Genomic DNA, 15736 nt, shown 5'->3' on the forward strand with positions numbered 1-15736 from the left:
GGGCCTTTTTAACAGGTCGTTTCCCAAACACAGCCTGTTTTGTCAGCTATCTATACTCAATGGATAACCGCCAAAACAGACTCGACACAGCCAATGAGCTGTGCACCAACACGGCCCCGGATGGGCCACATCTGGAGAAACACCGCAATGTCAGTTATTGGTCGCATTCACTCCTTTGAATCCTGTGGTACCGTTGACGGCCCGGGCATCCGCTTTATTACTTTCTTCCAGGGTTGCCTGATGCGCTGCCTGTATTGCCATAACCGCGATACGTGGGACACGCATGGCGGTAAAGAAGTCACCGTTGAAGAACTGATGAAAGAGGTCGTGACCTATCGCCACTTTATGAACGCATCCGGCGGTGGCGTAACGGCATCGGGCGGTGAAGCCATCCTGCAGGCAGAATTTGTTCGCGACTGGTTCCGTGCCTGTAAGAAAGAAGGTATCCATACCTGCCTGGATACCAACGGTTTTGTCCGCCGCTACGACCCAGTGATTGATGAACTGCTGGAGGTTACCGATCTGGTGATGCTCGATCTTAAGCAGATGAATGATGAGATCCACCAGAACCTCGTCGGCGTTTCCAACCATCGTACGCTGGAGTTCGCCCGCTATCTGGCAAACAAAGATATCAACGTGTGGATCCGTTACGTCGTCGTGCCTGGCTGGTCTGACGATGACGACTCAGCGCACCGACTCGGTGAGTTTACCCGCGATATGGGCAACGTTGAGAAAATCGAGCTCCTGCCCTATCACGAGCTGGGTAAACACAAATGGGTGGCGATGGGCGAAGAGTACAAACTGGATGGCGTACACCCACCGAAGAAAGAGACCATGGAACGCGTCAAAGGCATTCTCGAACAGTACGGTCATAAAGTGATGTACTAAGTTTTGCCACCAGGCCTGATAAGCGCAGCGCTATCAGGCCGCAACACAAGCCAAATGCATTACGACATAAAATATTCCGACAGCTTATTCGCCACACTCTCAATCGAGAAGATGCTCTTCTGATGCGCTTTGCGGCACTCTGCATAGCGTTCATCCTGTTCCTCCAGCGCATTGAGTAATCGGTCCGCAACCATCATTGCCCCAGCAATTTCAGCAAACCCATATTCCCCCTCCCCCTTCAGCGCCACTGCAGCCTGTAAATTCCAGTCAGAAAGACGACTCAATGGTGCAAAGGTTCCTCGCGTAAGCGAAAGAATTCGGGCTCCATGCTGTTTTGCCAGGGTCAGTGCCTGCATCATATCGGCTGACGTCTGCTCAGTGTGAACGACAATAATTCCCTGACTCTGTGACTCAACCATCACGGATGATGTTGTGAGATAAAAACGATCGACAAAACTTGCCGCCTTACCCATTTTGATCAGATTCATCTGCAAAAAGAGCGCAACCGGTACTGCCGTGCCAACGGCATAAATTGCGACATTATTCACCTGGTTGAGCCAGGTGGCAGCAGCCTGTAATTCCTGTGTATTGATAATGGCATGGCTGTCGCGAATACTCGCCACAACAGCAGAGATCTCCGCGTTTCCCTGCTCTTCAGGACGTGCAGCCCCCTGCTCCAGAGCAAGCGCAGTTCTGAAATCTGAGAAACCTTTAAAACCAAATGCCCGGCAAAAACGCGTAATACTCCCCTCACTGGTTTCAATCGAATCGGCTAACTCAGTAATCGTGTGTCGCATCACAAAGTCAGGATTTTCCGTCACAAAATGACCCACCTTTTCCAGGATTGGGCTAAGCCCACTGGCCTCATTTCTGATGTTTATCAGCAAGTTAGTATTAATCTGACTCATTTTTCGCCTTTTTGCTCAAAATGCATACACAATCACATTTTTCTGCCCACACAAAGATAATAATTTTTTTTGTTTTACATTCAATAAAAATAATTATTTTTACAAAACAGGAGAAGTGACATGAAAGGTCTTATTGTCTGTCGTACCGGCATGGGCAGCTCCTTAATGCTCAAAATCAAAGCACAGAAAATCATCGATAAGAATGGATGGGATGTCGACCTTGAACATGATGTGCTGTCAGGTCTCGCCACCTGGCAAGGGATCGACTTTGTTATCACCATGCGCGACCTCACCGATGAAATAGAAGCTGCCGGATTCAGAGCCATCGGTATAACCGATTTGATGAATAGCGAAGAAATGGAAACCGCGCTCACCAGCGTCATTCAGGGCAACTAACCTCTCCCGGAGGCAATATGGATCTCCTCAGGTTTATTGTATTCGACATTCTGGGTGTAACCCCACTTTTAGTTGGATTTATTGCACTAATAGGTCTGTTAATCCAACGTAAGCCAATTGAAAAAGTCTTATCCGGCACATTCAAAACCATCGTCGGTTTTCTGGTTTTCGCCGGTGGTGCCGGATTGGCCGTCACCTCTCTGGGTAATTTCCAGACGCTGTTCAGCGATGGGTTTGGACTTAAAGGGGTGATGCCGCTGGCAGAAGCGTTAACCGGGTTGGCACAGACCAAATTTGCCATGTGCGTGTCCCTGATTATGGTTATCGGCTTTGGCTGGAATCTGCTCTTTGCCCGCGTTACGCCGTTCAAGTACATTTTTTTGACCGGTCAACATAACCTCTATCTCTCCGCTTTACTCACTGTCACATTGAAGGCGCTGGGTTACAGTGATGGTATTACGATTATCGTCGGTTCTGTATTGTTGGGGCTGGCGGCCTGTATCTATCCTGCAATCGCCCAACCCTGGATGCGAAAGATTACCGGTAATGATGAAATTGCCATGGGCCATTACGTCACGCTGGCTTACGCTGCTTCTGGTTGGATCGGTTCGAAAGTGGGCGATCCCAAAGAGTCTACGGAAAAACTTAACCTCCCTGGATGGTTGGGAATTTTTAAAGACTACATTGTCTCGGTCTCCATCTCAGTCAGTATTTTCTATTACATCGCCGCATTAGCCGCTGGCAAAACAGCCGTCACTGCCGTGGCGGGAGGCATGCATTGGCTGGTCTATCCGTTATTTCAGTCACTCACCTTTACCGCCTCTCTTTACATCATTATCACCGGGGTTCGTTTGCTACTTTCGGAGATCGTTCCAGCATTCCTTGGGATCTCTGAGAAATTCATCCCAAATGCTAAACCCGCGCTCGATTGCCCGGTCGTGTTCCCTTACGCACCAACCGCCACCGTACTGGGCTTTATTTCTTCATTTGTTGGTGGGTTGGTGGTGATGGGAATACTTGCGCTGATCGGTCAGACCGTCATTATTCCCGTCGCTATTCCCTATTTCTTCATTGGGGCAACTGCTGCTGTTTTCGGTAACGCCTCTGGAGGCTGGAAAGGTGCCGTTGTGGGCAGTTTTATTACTGGCATTCTCATCGGGATCGGCCCAGCACTTATCTACCCCATTATGGAATCTGTAGGACTCTCCGGCACCAGCTTCCCGGAAACCGACTTCGTTGCACTTGGTCTGGTGGTGTATTACATCGGCAAAATGCTGCCCTGATAAGGAGTAAACATGAATATAGATGAACTGAAATCACATGCGCTGGCAGCTCGCCGCGATATTGTAAGCATGATTTATGAATCCGGGATTGGTCACCCAGGCGGAGCACTTTCTGTTATTGATATCCTGACCTGGATTTACCATCAGGAAGTCGATCTTGATACCACACCACGCGCCAGAGTGGTTATGAGCAAAGGCCACGCCGTCGCCGCACAGTACGCCATGCTGTACCAGAAAGGGAAAATAGCTCGCAGCGAATTCAACACCTTTCGCCAAATCAACTCGCGCTTACAGGGGCATCCCAGCGTGAAATCGCTTCCAGAAGTTGATGCTACCACCGGACTATTAGGCCAGGGACTTTCCGTGGCACTGGGGATGGCAGCGGCGAAGAAGAAGGCTCAGGATCCACACCGTGTCTTCGCCATTATTGGCGACGGTGAAATGCATGAAGGTCAGATTTGGGAGTCATTGCAGCAGGCTGGTCATATGAAGATGGATAATCTGGTAGCGATTATCGACTACAACGGTTTCTCATCGCACGATCCCGTCAATGAGGTTATCAACCTTGAGCCACTCGCCGATAAAATCCGCACCTTTGGCTGGCACGTACTTGAACTGCAAAATGGCAACGATATGCACCAGATTGCCGATACGTTGCTGCTATCACGTCATCTCAAAGGAAAACCCGTAGCCATTGTTTCGCATACGGTCAAAGGCAGTGGCGTCAGCTATATGGAAAATAACGGCGACTGGCATTCAAAAACCCCAAGCACGGAGCAATATCAGCAGGCAATGGAGGAGTTACAGTCATGAGAGCACCACGTGATGAGATTGGCAATGCTCTGCTCGCTCTGAAAGATAAAGGCTATCCGGTTGTTGTTATCGATAGTGATTTAGCGAGCTCAACCCGTACCGATCAATTCCAGAAATCCTGGCCTGATGCCTTCTTTGAAATGGGGATAGCCGAAGGCTCCGCCATGAGTTTCGCCACAGGGCAGGCGCTGGAAGGAAATATCCCGTTCTATGTTAACTTTGCGATGTTCGTTACCGGCACCGCCTGGACCCAATTACGTCAGGCCTGTTATGCAAAAGCGAATATCAAGCTGGTTGGCAGTCATCCTGGTATGGATGATGGTCCGGATGGCGCGTCACACCATGCGCTGGAAGATCTGGCTTTAACACGTGTTTTGCCCGGGATCACGATCCTGACACCAGCAGATGCGGAAGAAGTTGAAGCGGCTTTCGAACAAGCAGCAAACATTCACGGTCCCGTCTACATTCGCGTTGCGCGGGAACCGATGCCAGTACGTGATAAATCAGCTGTTCCACGCGTCACTGACATAGACGCTGTGGAGGATTCTGGCAACGACTTTGCCATCCTCTATGAAGGTACGGTACTGGAACAAGCCAGTGCTGGTTATGAACAGCTCCACTCAACAGGTAAACGTGGCAAGCTCATTCATGTTGCCACGCTAAAACCATTTAACCGACAGCGATTCCTGCAATTAATTGCAGGTTGTCCGCAAATTGTAACGATAGAAAATCACACAATCACCGGTGGGCTGGGTGGACAAGTCGCCGAAGTGCTTGCAGAAGAAGGATTAGGTACAAAGCTGATCCGTCTTGGGACACAGGATACCTTTACTGAGTCAGGGAACAGTCGTCAGTTAAAAGAGAAATATGGGATTTCAGCATCTGCTGTCTATAACGCACTGAGTAAAGGCTAATGAATACCGGATGGCACTTCCCGGAGTGCCATCCGGCGAGAACAAACGGCAAGGAACAGCAATGACATCAACGCTCTTTTCCGCCTGCCAGTTTCGCGAACGATGCGATTCCTGGCAAGATGCGGTGAAAATGACCTGCTTACCACTGGAAGAACAGAAAATCATTACCAGCGGATATGCACAGGCAATCATCCACGCCACAGAACAGACCGGACCCTGGTATATTTTGAGCCCTGAGTTTGCCCTGCCGCATGCCCGTCCTGAAGAGGGTGTTCTGAGTAGCAAGTCGCATTTATCACTCCTGTGCCTGAAAGAACCTGTACCGTTCCCGGGTCATCCGAACGTGCAACTGGTGATTGTCCTTGCCGCTGCCAACAGTTCTCAACATATTGAAATGATTCAACAGCTGGTGTGCTGGCTCGATGACGCGGACCATTTGCAGCAACTGAGCAATATCACCAGCCCGGCGCAACTACACTCCTTGCTTGAATCCTGAAATAATCACGCTTTTCTACGCGCCAACAGTGGGAAGATGAGACCAGGGTCCACCAGCACAAACGGAGTGGCGATATTCAGCGTAAGCTGGAATATCCATTCGGGCGTAAACGCGTCCATTTTCGGGAAAATCCCGTCAGGCCAGCAAATGCGGTAAACGTGGAAAGCGGTACTGGAAGGGTGAAAAACGCAAAACGTCTGAACGCGTTATTGTCATGAAAATAGCCTATATCACCGGAGTTCAATCATCCCCTGGCATATATACAAAAAACAGCATGCAATAACACAGCATTGCATACTGTTTGCGCAGAATTAAACGTGGGCAACCGGATTCGGGGTATGCCCGGCATTGCGCAGCAGCATCAGTAAATAAATAAACGACACGCTGGCAATCATAATAAACAGAAGATTATCGGAATAATTCTGCATCAACATGGCGGTGAAGGAAGGGCCTAACAGGCTGCCGACGGTATAGCTCAGCAGCAGCGCCTGGTTCATCGCCACCAGTTGGTGATGTTCTACTTTTTCACAGGCCCAGGCCATCGCAACCGGATAGAGCGTGAAGCCCGCGGCCCCCAAAATGAAGAGAGCGGGTGCCATCGCCGCCTGGCTTAACATCGCTACGCTCCCCAGGATCACCACAAACACCTGCACGCGCAGCACCAGCAGTCGACCAAACTTATCCGCCAGTCGCCCAATTGGCCACTGGCCGAGGATACCCGCGCTGACCAGTACCGCCATCCAGAAACCGATGCTGGCGTTACTCATCCCCTGATGATTGAGATACAGCGGCATCAGGCCGTACAACGAGCCGAGGACAATCCCGGAAATGATACAGCCATTGACACCCAGTCGCGCCTGGCGCAGTTTCAGCATTGCGGTGATCGGTGTGACGTTATGTTCTTCTGATTGCTGATTAAGGATACGGGTAAAGAGCAGCGGTAAAATCCCTGCCAGAATCAATCCCGTGGCCCACGGCAGTACGTTCATCAACTCCGTAGAGACTTTGCTGACCAGCAACTGCCCGAGGAACGTCCCCACATAGTAGACCATCATGTAGGCCGCCAACAGGCGACCGCGGTTGCGTGATGTCCCGCTGCACATCAGCGCACTCTCAACGACAACCCAGATCATGGCGCAGCCCACGCCTGCGACAAAGCGCCATGCCAGCCAACTCCAGAAACCAACCATCACACCAAGCCCTACGCAGCCCGCGGCAAAGATCAGCGAGGCAAGGTAGTAGCTACGGTTAAACCCGAGGCGTTTGATTAACTGTCCTGTCAACAGCGTCCCGACCAGGTTACCGGTGAAATAGGACGAACTGACCATACCCACCTGCCACGTCGGCAGGTTTTCCTGGGCGAGCCAAAGCGGGACGAGCGTGTTCAGCACCGCGATCGCCAGGGTCAACAGAAGTAGACCAGCCAGCAACAGCATGACGGGTCGGGTATAGGTGGACATGAGTATAAACCGTGAGGAAGTTCAAATTTCACGCGCATCATGCCACCCACAAAAACATTGTCAATCGGCGCAAACCGTGGCGTGGCGGCCTTTCATACCCTTCGATTGAATTTATTGATTAAGATTATGAATTATTGCTGACTCACATGAGTCAGGTTGCTGTTTTTATTGATTTAACGCAAAAGAGTTCCGTTTTGCTTAGTCGAAAAATCTCATAGTTCCGGCAGCATTTTTTTTCCGTTCTATGCTTTGAATGAACCTTATGCGCCTGAATGAATCTGGGCGCATAGTTGACTCAAGCAAGGAGAAGAGAATGACCAAGCCTTATGTTCGTCTCGATAAAAACGACGCTGCGGTTCTTCTGGTTGATCACCAGGCCGGACTACTCTCACTGGTCAGGGATATTGACCCTGATAAATTTAAGAATAACGTGCTCGCACTGGGTGATTTAGCCAAATATTTTAAGTTACCTACCATCCTCACCACCAGTTTCGAAACCGGACCAAACGGACCGCTGGTCCCTGAATTAAAAGCCCAGTTTCCCGATGCGCCCTACATTGCACGTCCAGGCAACATCAACGCCTGGGATAACGAAGACTTTGTGAAAGCGGTTAAAGCCACGGGTAAAAAACAGTTGATTATTGCCGGCGTGGTAACCGAAGTCTGTGTGGCCTTCCCGGCGCTGTCGGCCATTGAAGAGGGCTTTGACGTCTTTGTAGTGACCGATGCTTCAGGGACGTTTAATGAAATTACCCGCCATTCAGCATGGGACAGGATGTCGCAGGCTGGCGCACAGTTGATGACGTGGTTTGGTGTGGCGTGTGAATTGCACCGCGACTGGCGTAATGACATCGAAGGGCTGGCGACGCTGTTCTCCAATCATATTCCGGATTACCGCAATCTGATGACCAGTTACGATACGTTGACTAAGCAGAAATAAAAAAACCGGGGCGAAAGCCCCGGTTCATCACTTAGCTGGCAACCGCCATACCGACGGTCATATGCAGGCCATAGAATACGCCGCGACCAATCAACTCCCCCACCAGCAGCAGAATAAAGGCCACTGACAGCAGCGGAACCGCAGGCTGATAACCTTTCAACTGTGGGACAATCCAGCAGCACAATGCCACCGCCAGAACCCCAATACGCCAGGCCATCAGCGAACCGTAGTCCGGTACCAGCGCAGAAGCCTGCTGAACAGCGCTGTGAATGGTCGCCAGTTCCGCCCCCTGCATCACCGACATGATGGCACTGACCACCAACGCCAACAGTGAAACCGCAGGCAGCAGACGCATCGCCCAACCATCAACACCCGCCACACGCAGCAGCAGATAGCCCAACAGCGGGCCGCCCATCAACAGCGTCAGGAAGAAGCCCAGCGGTGTCCAGACGCTGTACCAGGTCGGTACGGTATCGATACTGTTATAAACGCGCACCATCATCCAGACGAACAGCACACCCAGTACCATTGTGAGCAGCAGCCACAAGTTACGCAGGGCCGGTGTGAGCTTTTTCAGCACTGCCAGCAGCCAGCCAATCCCACCAACCGCAAAGAAAATAGAACCGCTGGCAATTTCATTACTCAGCGCCGACGATCCTACGCGGTTAAGCGAGTTAAGCGCCCGCATTGGCGAGCCAAGGTGCAGCATGGAAGCGATAAAGCCGATGCCCATCAGCACCCACAGCGCGAACATGCAGGTAATCACGCGCTGTTGCGTTTCTGCCCGCAGGTCGCCTTTCATCAGCGCCAGCGCCAGAACAATGAAGCCACCAACCACACATTGTCCGAAGACCGTAAAGATCATCAGCGGCCATTCATGCCATCCACTTCCCATCTTACACCTCCTTCGGATTCGCCAGATAACCGGTGGTATCCCCGGTCGGACGGCTGTTGGCATTCGGTTTGATCACAATACTCGGCTTCGTGAAGTGCGCACCCGCCAGCGGCGCAACGGCAGCCAGTTCACCGTGTTTCTTACGCAGTTCGTCGATGGGGCCGAAATCCAGCGCGCGCAGCGGACAAGATTCCACGCAGATCGGCTTTTTGCCCTCTGCCACGCGGTCATGACAGCCGTCGCACTTGGTCATGTGACCCTTAGCGGCGTTGTACTGTGGCGCGCCGTACGGGCAGGCCATATGGCAGTAGCGGCAGCCGATGCAGATATCTTCATCCACGACCACAAAACCGTCTTCCCGCTTGTGCATCGCTCCGCTCGGACAGACCTTGGTACAGGCCGGATCTTCGCAGTGGTTGCAGGCAATGGACAGATAGTAGGCAAATACGTTCTGATGCCAGACGCCGTTGTCTTCCTGCCAGTCTCCGCCCGCGTATTCATAAATGCGACGAAAGCTGACATCCGGGGTTAAGTCTTTGTAATCTTTACAGGCCAGTTCGCAGGTTTTACAACCGGTGCAACGGCTGGAATCAATAAAAAATCCATACTGGGTTGTCATCGGTTACTCCTTACACCTTCTCAACCTGAACAAGGTTCGTATGTGACGGGTTCCCCTTCGCCAGAGGAGATGGGCGCTGCGTGGTCAACACGTTGATGCAACCGCCCTGGTCAATGCGTTTCGTATCCGGGTCATACCAGGCCCCCTCACCTAACGCGACCACGCCTGGCATCATACGCGGCGTCACTTTCGCCTCAATATGGAGCTCTCCGCGGCCGTTGAAGATGCGGACCTTATCACCATTGCGGATACCCCGTTTTTGCGCGTCCAGTGGATTGATCCACATCTCCTGGCAGCACGCCGCTTTCAGGACATCAACGTTGCCATAAGTCGAGTGGACTCGGGATTTATAGTGGAAGCCCGTTAGCTGTAGCGGATAATCTTTGGTCAACGGATCGTTGTAGTTCTCAAAACCCGGCGTGTAGATCGGCAATGGATCGATGACATCGCCTTCTGGCAGTTCCCAGGTGGCGGCAATCTCTGCCAGCTCCTGCGAGTAGATCTCGATTTTACACGACGGTGTCGTCAACGGATTAGCCTGCGGATCGTCGCGGAACGCCTTGTAGGCCACATGATGCCCTTGCGGATCGCGCTGTTTAAACAGACCCTGTTTACGGAATTCCTCAAAGGTCGGCAGTTCCGGAATGGCTTGACGCGACTGTTCGTACAGATGACGCATCCACTCTTCCTGAGTGCGCCCTTCGGTAAACTGCGACTCGACACCCAGACGCTTCGCCAACTCGCTGGTCATTTCATAGATGGTTTTGCATTCGAAACGCGGCTTGATGGCCCGATCGGCGAAAATAACGTAGGACATATTCCCGCAGGAAGCATCCAGCGCGAAGTCCATCTGCTCAGAAGCCGTACAGTCAGGCAACAGGATATCGGCATACTTCGCCGACGACGTCATGTGGCAGTCGATGACGACAATCATTTCGCACTTCTTGTCATCCTGGAGGATGTCGTGCGTGCGGTTGATCTCTGAGTGCTGGTTGATAAGACAGTTACCGGCGTAGTTCCAGATCATCTTAATCGGCACGTCGAGTTTGTCTTTACCGCGCACCCCATCACGCAGCGCGGTCATTTCCGGACCACGCTCAATGGCATCGGTCCACATAAACATGGAGATACTGGTTTCTACCGGGTTTTCCAGCGTGGGCATCCGTACAAACGGCAAATCGTAAGAGCCTTCACGTGCGCCGCTGTTGCCACCGTTAATCCCGACGTTACCGGTCAGAATGGCCAGCATAGAAATAGCACGGGTGGCGATCTCGCCATTCGCGTGACGCTGCGGTCCCCATCCCTGGCTGATGTAGGCCGGTTTAGCACTGCCAATTTCACGCGCCAGTTTGATAATACGGTCTGCCGGAATGCCGGTAATTTGCGCCGCCCATTCAGGCGTTTTTGGCGTACCGTCATTCCCCTGCCCCAGAATATAGGCCTTATAGTGACCATTTTTCGGCGCGCTGGCAGGCAAGGTTTTCTCGTCGTAGCCCACACAGTACTTATCGAGGAACGGCTGATCGACCATATTCTCAGTAATCAGCACATAAGCCAGCGCATTCACCAGCGCCGCATCGGTACCCGGGCGAATCGGGATCCACTCGTCTTCTCGACCGGCCCCGGTGTCGGTATAGCGCGGATCGATAATGATCATCCGCGCATTCGATTTCTGTCGCGCCTGTTCCAGATAGTAGGTGACCCCACCGCCACTCATGCGGGTTTCGCCAGGGTTGTTACCGAACAGTACGACCAGCTTACTGTTTTCGATGTCAGACGGGCTGTTACCATCCGCCCAGCCGCCGTAGGTATAGTTCAGCCCCGCCGCAATTTGCGCGGAGGAGTAGTCGCCATAGTGGTTCAGGTAACCGCCGCAGCAGTTCATCAAACGTGCCACCAGGGTATCTCCTGGCGGCCATGAGCGAGTCATCGTACCGCCCAGCGTACCGGTGCCGTAGTTCAGGTAGATGGACTCGTTACCGTAATCCTTAATCAGACGCTGCATATTGCTGGCGATGAGGTCGTAAGCCTCATCCCAACTGATGCGCTCGAATTTACCTTCTCCGCGCTTGCCCACGCGTTTCATCGGGTATTTCAGGCGATCCGGGTTATAGACGCGACGGCGCATGGAGCGACCACGCAGACAGGCACGCACCTGATGCAGGCCGTCATAGTTGTCATCACCGGTATTGTCGGTTTCAACGTATTTGATTTCACCATCCACAACATGCATGCGCAACGGGCAACGACTCCCGCAGTTCACAGTGCACGCGCTCCAGATGACTTTTTCACTGGCCTGCGCCGGACTCAGGGCTTCGGCTGCATTGGCGATTCGGGTAAATGGCAGGGTAAACGCGCTACTGGCCATCGCCAGTCCGCCTATGGCCGTCGTTTTGACTAAACCACGACGACTCACCTCCGCTGCCATCACGGCATCAGGGATCTTAGTTTTCATAAAGACTCACTCTGCTTGCTTACAGTAAAAAAAAAGAAATTGATGTTATTATTTGAGTAGTTACACAGCGGTATATAGTTTTATATATAGCGATTTCATAGGATAATAGCGCAAAATGCTGAATTCCGTTCAAAGGTAATATTACCCCCAAGGGAGTAATGATTATTGTCCGGCGTCAAACAGGCATAAAAAAAGCGCCCAAAGGCGCTTTTTAGAAAGGGATGAAGCGAGGATTAACCAATATATTCCAGTCCGTTCATGTACGGACGCAGCACTTCTGGTACCTGGATACGGCCATCAGCCTGCTGGTAGTTTTCCATCACGGCCACCAGCGTACGACCTACTGCCAGACCAGAGCCGTTCAGGGTATGCACCAGGCGGGTCTTTTTGTCAGACTTGCTGCGGCAGCGTGCCTGCATACGGCGCGCCTGGAAATCCCAGACGTTAGAGCAGGACGAGATCTCGCGATAGGTATTCTGTGCCGGTACCCACACTTCCAGATCGTAGGTTTTGCATGCGCCGAAGCCCATGTCGCCGGTGCAAAGAATAATTTTGCGATACGGTAGGCCCAGCAGTTGCAGAACTTTCTCAGCATGGCCGGTCATCTCTTCCAGCGCCGCCATTGAATCTTCCGGGCGAACAATCTGTACCATTTCAACTTTGTCGAACTGGTGCATACGGATCAGGCCACGAGTATCACGACCGTAAGAACCCGCTTCCGAGCGGAAGCACGGCGTATGCGCCGTCATTTTGATCGGCAACTGATCTTCGTCGATGATCTCATCACGCACCAGGTTGGTCAGCGGGACTTCCGCCGTCGGGATCAGCGCGTAGTTACTGCTGTCAGCCTCTTCTTCAAGCGGACGAGTATGGAACAGATCGCCAGCAAATTTCGGTAACTGACCGGTACCGTACAGGGTGTCATGGTTGACCAGATACGGCACATAATTTTCGCTGTAGCCATGCTGCTCAGTGTGCAGATCGAGCATGAACTGCGAGAGCGCACGATGCATACGGGCAATCTGCCCTTTCATCACCACGAAACGGGAGCCTGTCAGCTTAACGGCGGCAGCAAAGTCCAGACCGGCATGCATTTCACCCAGCGTGACGTGATCGCGAACTTCAAAATCAAACGCGCGCGGGGTACCCCAGCGGCTGACTTCAACGTTATCGTTCTCGTCTTTACCGACCGGGACATCGTCAGCAGGCAGGTTCGGAATGGTCAGCGCGATATCGCGGATCTCAGTCTGTAAAGCATCCAGCTCCGCTTTTGCGGCATCCAGTTCTTCGCCCAGTTTGTTCACTTCCAGACGTAAAGGCTCGATGTCTTCCCCGCGCGCTTTCGCCTGGCCGATGGATTTCGATCGAGAGTTACGCTCTGCCTGCAGGTTTTCGGTATTGACCTGCAAAACTTTACGACGCTCTTCAAGAGCGCGCAGCTTATCTACATCCAGCTTAAAGCCCCGGCGTGCCAGTTTTTCAGCGACTGCGTCTGGCTCATTACGCAGCAGATTGGGATCGAGCATGCTTATCCTGTGCTTATCGAATTGAAAGAGGAAAATGTGACCACAGCCTGCGGTCACAGGGATACAGTGCCAACATTACCGCAACGCCTGCGCTAACGGTAGCGTTTTATAGGGCTATTTTGATCCTGTCCGGCGAGCCAGGCGAGCTTTTCGCCAATCTTACCCTCAAGACCTCTGTTTGTGGGGTGATAATAGCGTGTTTGTGCCATCTCCTGCGGGAAATAGTCCTCGCCGGCGGCATAGGCATTCGGTTCATCATGCGCGTAGCGATATTCCTGACCGTAGCCCATCTCTTTCATCAGTTTCGTCGGCGCATTGCGCAGATGGACAGGTACGTCATAGTCAGGGCGTTCACGGGCATCGGACATCGCCGCTTTGAATGCGGTATACACCGCATTACTTTTCGGTGCGCAGGCCAGATAGACAATCGCCTGCGCGATGGCGCGTTCGCCTTCAGCAGGCCCCACACGCGTAAAGCAGTCCCAGGCGGAGATCGCCACCTGCATCGCACGCGGATCGGCATTGCCCACATCCTCGGAGGCAATAGCCAGACAGCGACGCGCCACGTACAGCGGATCGCCCCCCGCCGTAATGATGCGCGCATACCAGTAAAGTGCCGCATCCGGCGCGCTGCCGCGAACCGATTTATGCAATGCGGAAATGAGATCGTAGAAGCGGTCACCTTTGTTATCGAAACGCGCGCTGCGCTCGCCGGCAATTTCGGTCAACAGCGCGGGCAGCAATACCCGCTTACCGCTGTCATCCACTTCCGCCATGTCGGCCATCATTTCCAGCGTGTTCAGCGCCCGACGCGCATCGCCGTTGACCAGCTCCGCGATTGCTCTGCGGGTGTCATCCGGTAGAACAATATTCTGCCCACCGTAACCCCGCGCCTTGTCTTCCATCGCCTGACGCAGAACCTGCTCGATATCTTCCGTCGTCAGCGACTTGAGCAAATAGACGCGCGCACGCGACAGCAGTGCGGAATTTAGCTCAAAAGAGGGGTTCTCGGTGGTAGCCCCGATAAAGGTGATGGTGCCGTCTTCAATGTGCGGCAGGAACGCATCCTGTTGGCTTTTGTTGAAGCGATGAACTTCGTCAACAAACAGGATGGTGCGACGCCCGGCATTACGACTCTGCCGGGCGCGTTCGATGGCTTCACGGATCTCTTTCACGCCGGAGGTGACGGCTGAAATCCGCTCAACGTCGGCATCGGCGTAGCGGGCAATCACTTCAGCAAGCGTGGTTTTTCCGGTGCCTGGCGGTCCCCACAAAATCATGGAGTGCAGGTGTCCGGCTTCAATCGCGCGCGGCAATGGTTTGCCCGCAGCCAACAGGTGCTGCTGACCAATATACTGCGCTAAATTTTCTGGCCGCATCCGCGCGGCCAGTGGCTGAAAGGTATTATCAGAAAAATCGAGCGACAGGTTGCTCACTGATGCCTCTACTTACGTTGGTCGTCTACCGTTACGCCTTGCGGTGGAGTAAAGGTGAATTTCGATGCGTCAACGGTGCCATTCTGCTGCGATTTCAGCTGATAGCTGCTGCGCTGGTCATCCTGCTCCACGGCGCTGAACTGATGAATGGTCCCGTCGCGGCCCACATTGATAGTGAACTGTTTCAGGTTGCCGTTGCTGGTTTTTGGCGTCAGGACGAAGTCATCTCCGTTCTGCTTGATATTGTACTGCTGCCAGTCGCTGGACTGATTGCGGGCAATCAGCATAAACGGTGTGTTGCCGGTGGCGTCTTTCAACCATGTCGCGGTGGCCTGCTCAACAAACGGGTTAAAGAACCATAGCGTTTTACCATCAGAAACCAGAATGCTTTCGTCAGGCTGCGTCATGTGCCAGTTAAACAGGTTTGGACGCTTCACCCACAAATCACCCTGACCTTCCTGAACAGCGGCACCGCTGCCATCGGTCACTTTCTGCGTAAAGCTGGCGTGGAAGCTGCTCACTTTATCCAGACGACTTTTCAGATCGCTGGCGGCATCCGCCCAAACGCTGCTTACCACGAATCCTGAGAGTAATGCACAGGTGATTGCGATTCTTTTCATTGTTATTCCTCAAAATACGTCACTCCCGACCGGGAGATCCCTCTGCTATCCATTCCAGGCCAAAAATCAGCGTGAGGAAAGTAGACA

15 protein-coding genes and 1 pseudogene are annotated in these 15736 nt (G+C 52.7%); 7 read left to right on the forward strand and 9 right to left on the reverse strand.

Features of this window, described 5'->3' with window-relative positions:
• The first annotated feature begins 147 nt into the window (after positions 1–147).
• Positions 148–888, forward strand: a complete 741-nt coding sequence (gene pflA / locus QQZ17_RS21530; RefSeq protein WP_152405260.1) for a pyruvate formate lyase 1-activating protein — start codon at positions 148–150, stop codon at positions 886–888.
• Between the two features lie 59 nt (positions 889–947).
• Here the strand turns inward: pflA and QQZ17_RS21535 are convergent, their stop codons facing one another.
• A complete protein-coding gene (locus QQZ17_RS21535) occupies positions 948–1796 on the reverse strand; it encodes a MurR/RpiR family transcriptional regulator (protein ID WP_152405261.1) in 849 nt (282 codons plus the stop codon).
• A 120-nt stretch (positions 1797–1916) separates the two neighbouring features.
• Here QQZ17_RS21535 and QQZ17_RS21540 point away from each other — a divergent pair, with 120 nt between their 5' ends.
• The 5 genes from QQZ17_RS21540 to QQZ17_RS21560 all read left to right on the forward strand — a co-directional run bounded on the left by QQZ17_RS21540 (position 1917) and on the right by QQZ17_RS21560 (position 5698).
• Positions 1917–2192 carry a PTS sugar transporter subunit IIB gene (locus tag QQZ17_RS21540; protein ID WP_152405262.1) on the forward strand — a complete coding sequence of 92 codons (276 nt, stop codon included), beginning with the start codon at positions 1917–1919 and terminating at the stop codon, positions 2190–2192.
• Positions 2193–2209: 17 nt separating this feature from the next.
• Positions 2210–3475, forward strand: a complete 1266-nt coding sequence (locus tag QQZ17_RS21545; RefSeq protein ID WP_152405263.1) for a PTS ascorbate transporter subunit IIC — start codon at positions 2210–2212, stop codon at positions 3473–3475.
• Positions 3476–3487: 12 nt separating this feature from the next.
• Positions 3488–4288, forward strand: a complete 801-nt coding sequence (locus QQZ17_RS21550; protein ID WP_152405264.1) for a transketolase — start codon at positions 3488–3490, stop codon at positions 4286–4288.
• Positions 4285–5202, forward strand: coding sequence for a transketolase family protein (locus tag QQZ17_RS21555; RefSeq protein WP_152405265.1), 918 nt, complete (start codon positions 4285–4287; stop codon positions 5200–5202). Before QQZ17_RS21550 ends, QQZ17_RS21555 begins: the two co-directional genes overlap by 4 nt.
• A gap of 61 nt (positions 5203–5263) precedes the next feature.
• Complete coding sequence (locus tag QQZ17_RS21560) at positions 5264–5698, forward strand: PTS sugar transporter subunit IIA (protein WP_152405266.1); 435 nt, start codon at positions 5264–5266, stop codon at positions 5696–5698.
• A gap of 5 nt (positions 5699–5703) precedes the next feature.
• On the opposite strand, the pseudogene QQZ17_RS21565 reads toward QQZ17_RS21560, so the two are convergent.
• Positions 5704–5855: pseudogene (locus QQZ17_RS21565) on the reverse strand (amino acid permease); the annotation flags it as partial.
• A 154-nt stretch (positions 5856–6009) separates the two neighbouring features.
• Positions 6010–7158, reverse strand: a complete 1149-nt coding sequence (locus tag QQZ17_RS21570; protein ID WP_152405267.1) for an MFS transporter — start codon at positions 7156–7158, stop codon at positions 6010–6012.
• Between the two features lie 313 nt (positions 7159–7471).
• Between QQZ17_RS21570 and ycaC the strand changes: the two genes are divergently transcribed.
• Positions 7472–8098, forward strand: a complete 627-nt coding sequence (gene ycaC / locus QQZ17_RS21575; protein ID WP_102602156.1) for an isochorismate family cysteine hydrolase YcaC — start codon at positions 7472–7474, stop codon at positions 8096–8098.
• A gap of 31 nt (positions 8099–8129) precedes the next feature.
• Here the strand turns inward: ycaC and QQZ17_RS21580 are convergent, their stop codons facing one another.
• The 6 genes from QQZ17_RS21580 to lolA form a co-directional block, all read right to left on the reverse strand.
• Entirely contained in the window at positions 8130–8993 is an 864-nt protein-coding gene (locus tag QQZ17_RS21580; protein ID WP_152405268.1) for a dimethyl sulfoxide reductase anchor subunit family protein, read from the reverse strand.
• Position 8994: 1 nt separating this feature from the next.
• Positions 8995–9612: a dimethylsulfoxide reductase iron-sulfur subunit DmsB gene (dmsB, locus tag QQZ17_RS21585; protein WP_152405269.1), complete on the reverse strand. Its 618-nt coding sequence runs from the start codon at positions 9610–9612 to the stop codon at positions 8995–8997.
• 10 nt (positions 9613–9622) lie between these two features.
• Positions 9623–12067 carry a dimethylsulfoxide reductase subunit A gene (dmsA, locus tag QQZ17_RS21590; RefSeq protein ID WP_152405270.1) on the reverse strand — a complete coding sequence of 815 codons (2445 nt, stop codon included), beginning with the start codon at positions 12065–12067 and terminating at the stop codon, positions 9623–9625.
• Positions 12068–12300: 233 nt separating this feature from the next.
• Entirely contained in the window at positions 12301–13593 is a 1293-nt protein-coding gene (gene serS / locus QQZ17_RS21595) for a serine--tRNA ligase (protein WP_152405271.1), read from the reverse strand.
• A gap of 92 nt (positions 13594–13685) precedes the next feature.
• Positions 13686–15029, reverse strand: a complete 1344-nt coding sequence (rarA, locus tag QQZ17_RS21600) for a replication-associated recombination protein RarA (protein ID WP_152405272.1) — start codon at positions 15027–15029, stop codon at positions 13686–13688.
• Positions 15030–15037: 8 nt separating this feature from the next.
• Positions 15038–15649: an outer membrane lipoprotein chaperone LolA gene (gene lolA, locus QQZ17_RS21605; protein ID WP_152405273.1), complete on the reverse strand. Its 612-nt coding sequence runs from the start codon at positions 15647–15649 to the stop codon at positions 15038–15040.
• Positions 15650–15736 lie beyond the last annotated feature (87 nt).

It is taken from the genome of Citrobacter sp. T1.2D-1, assembly GCF_950098555.1.
Classification (GTDB): Bacteria; Pseudomonadota; Gammaproteobacteria; order Enterobacterales; family Enterobacteriaceae; genus Citrobacter_A; species Citrobacter_A telavivensis.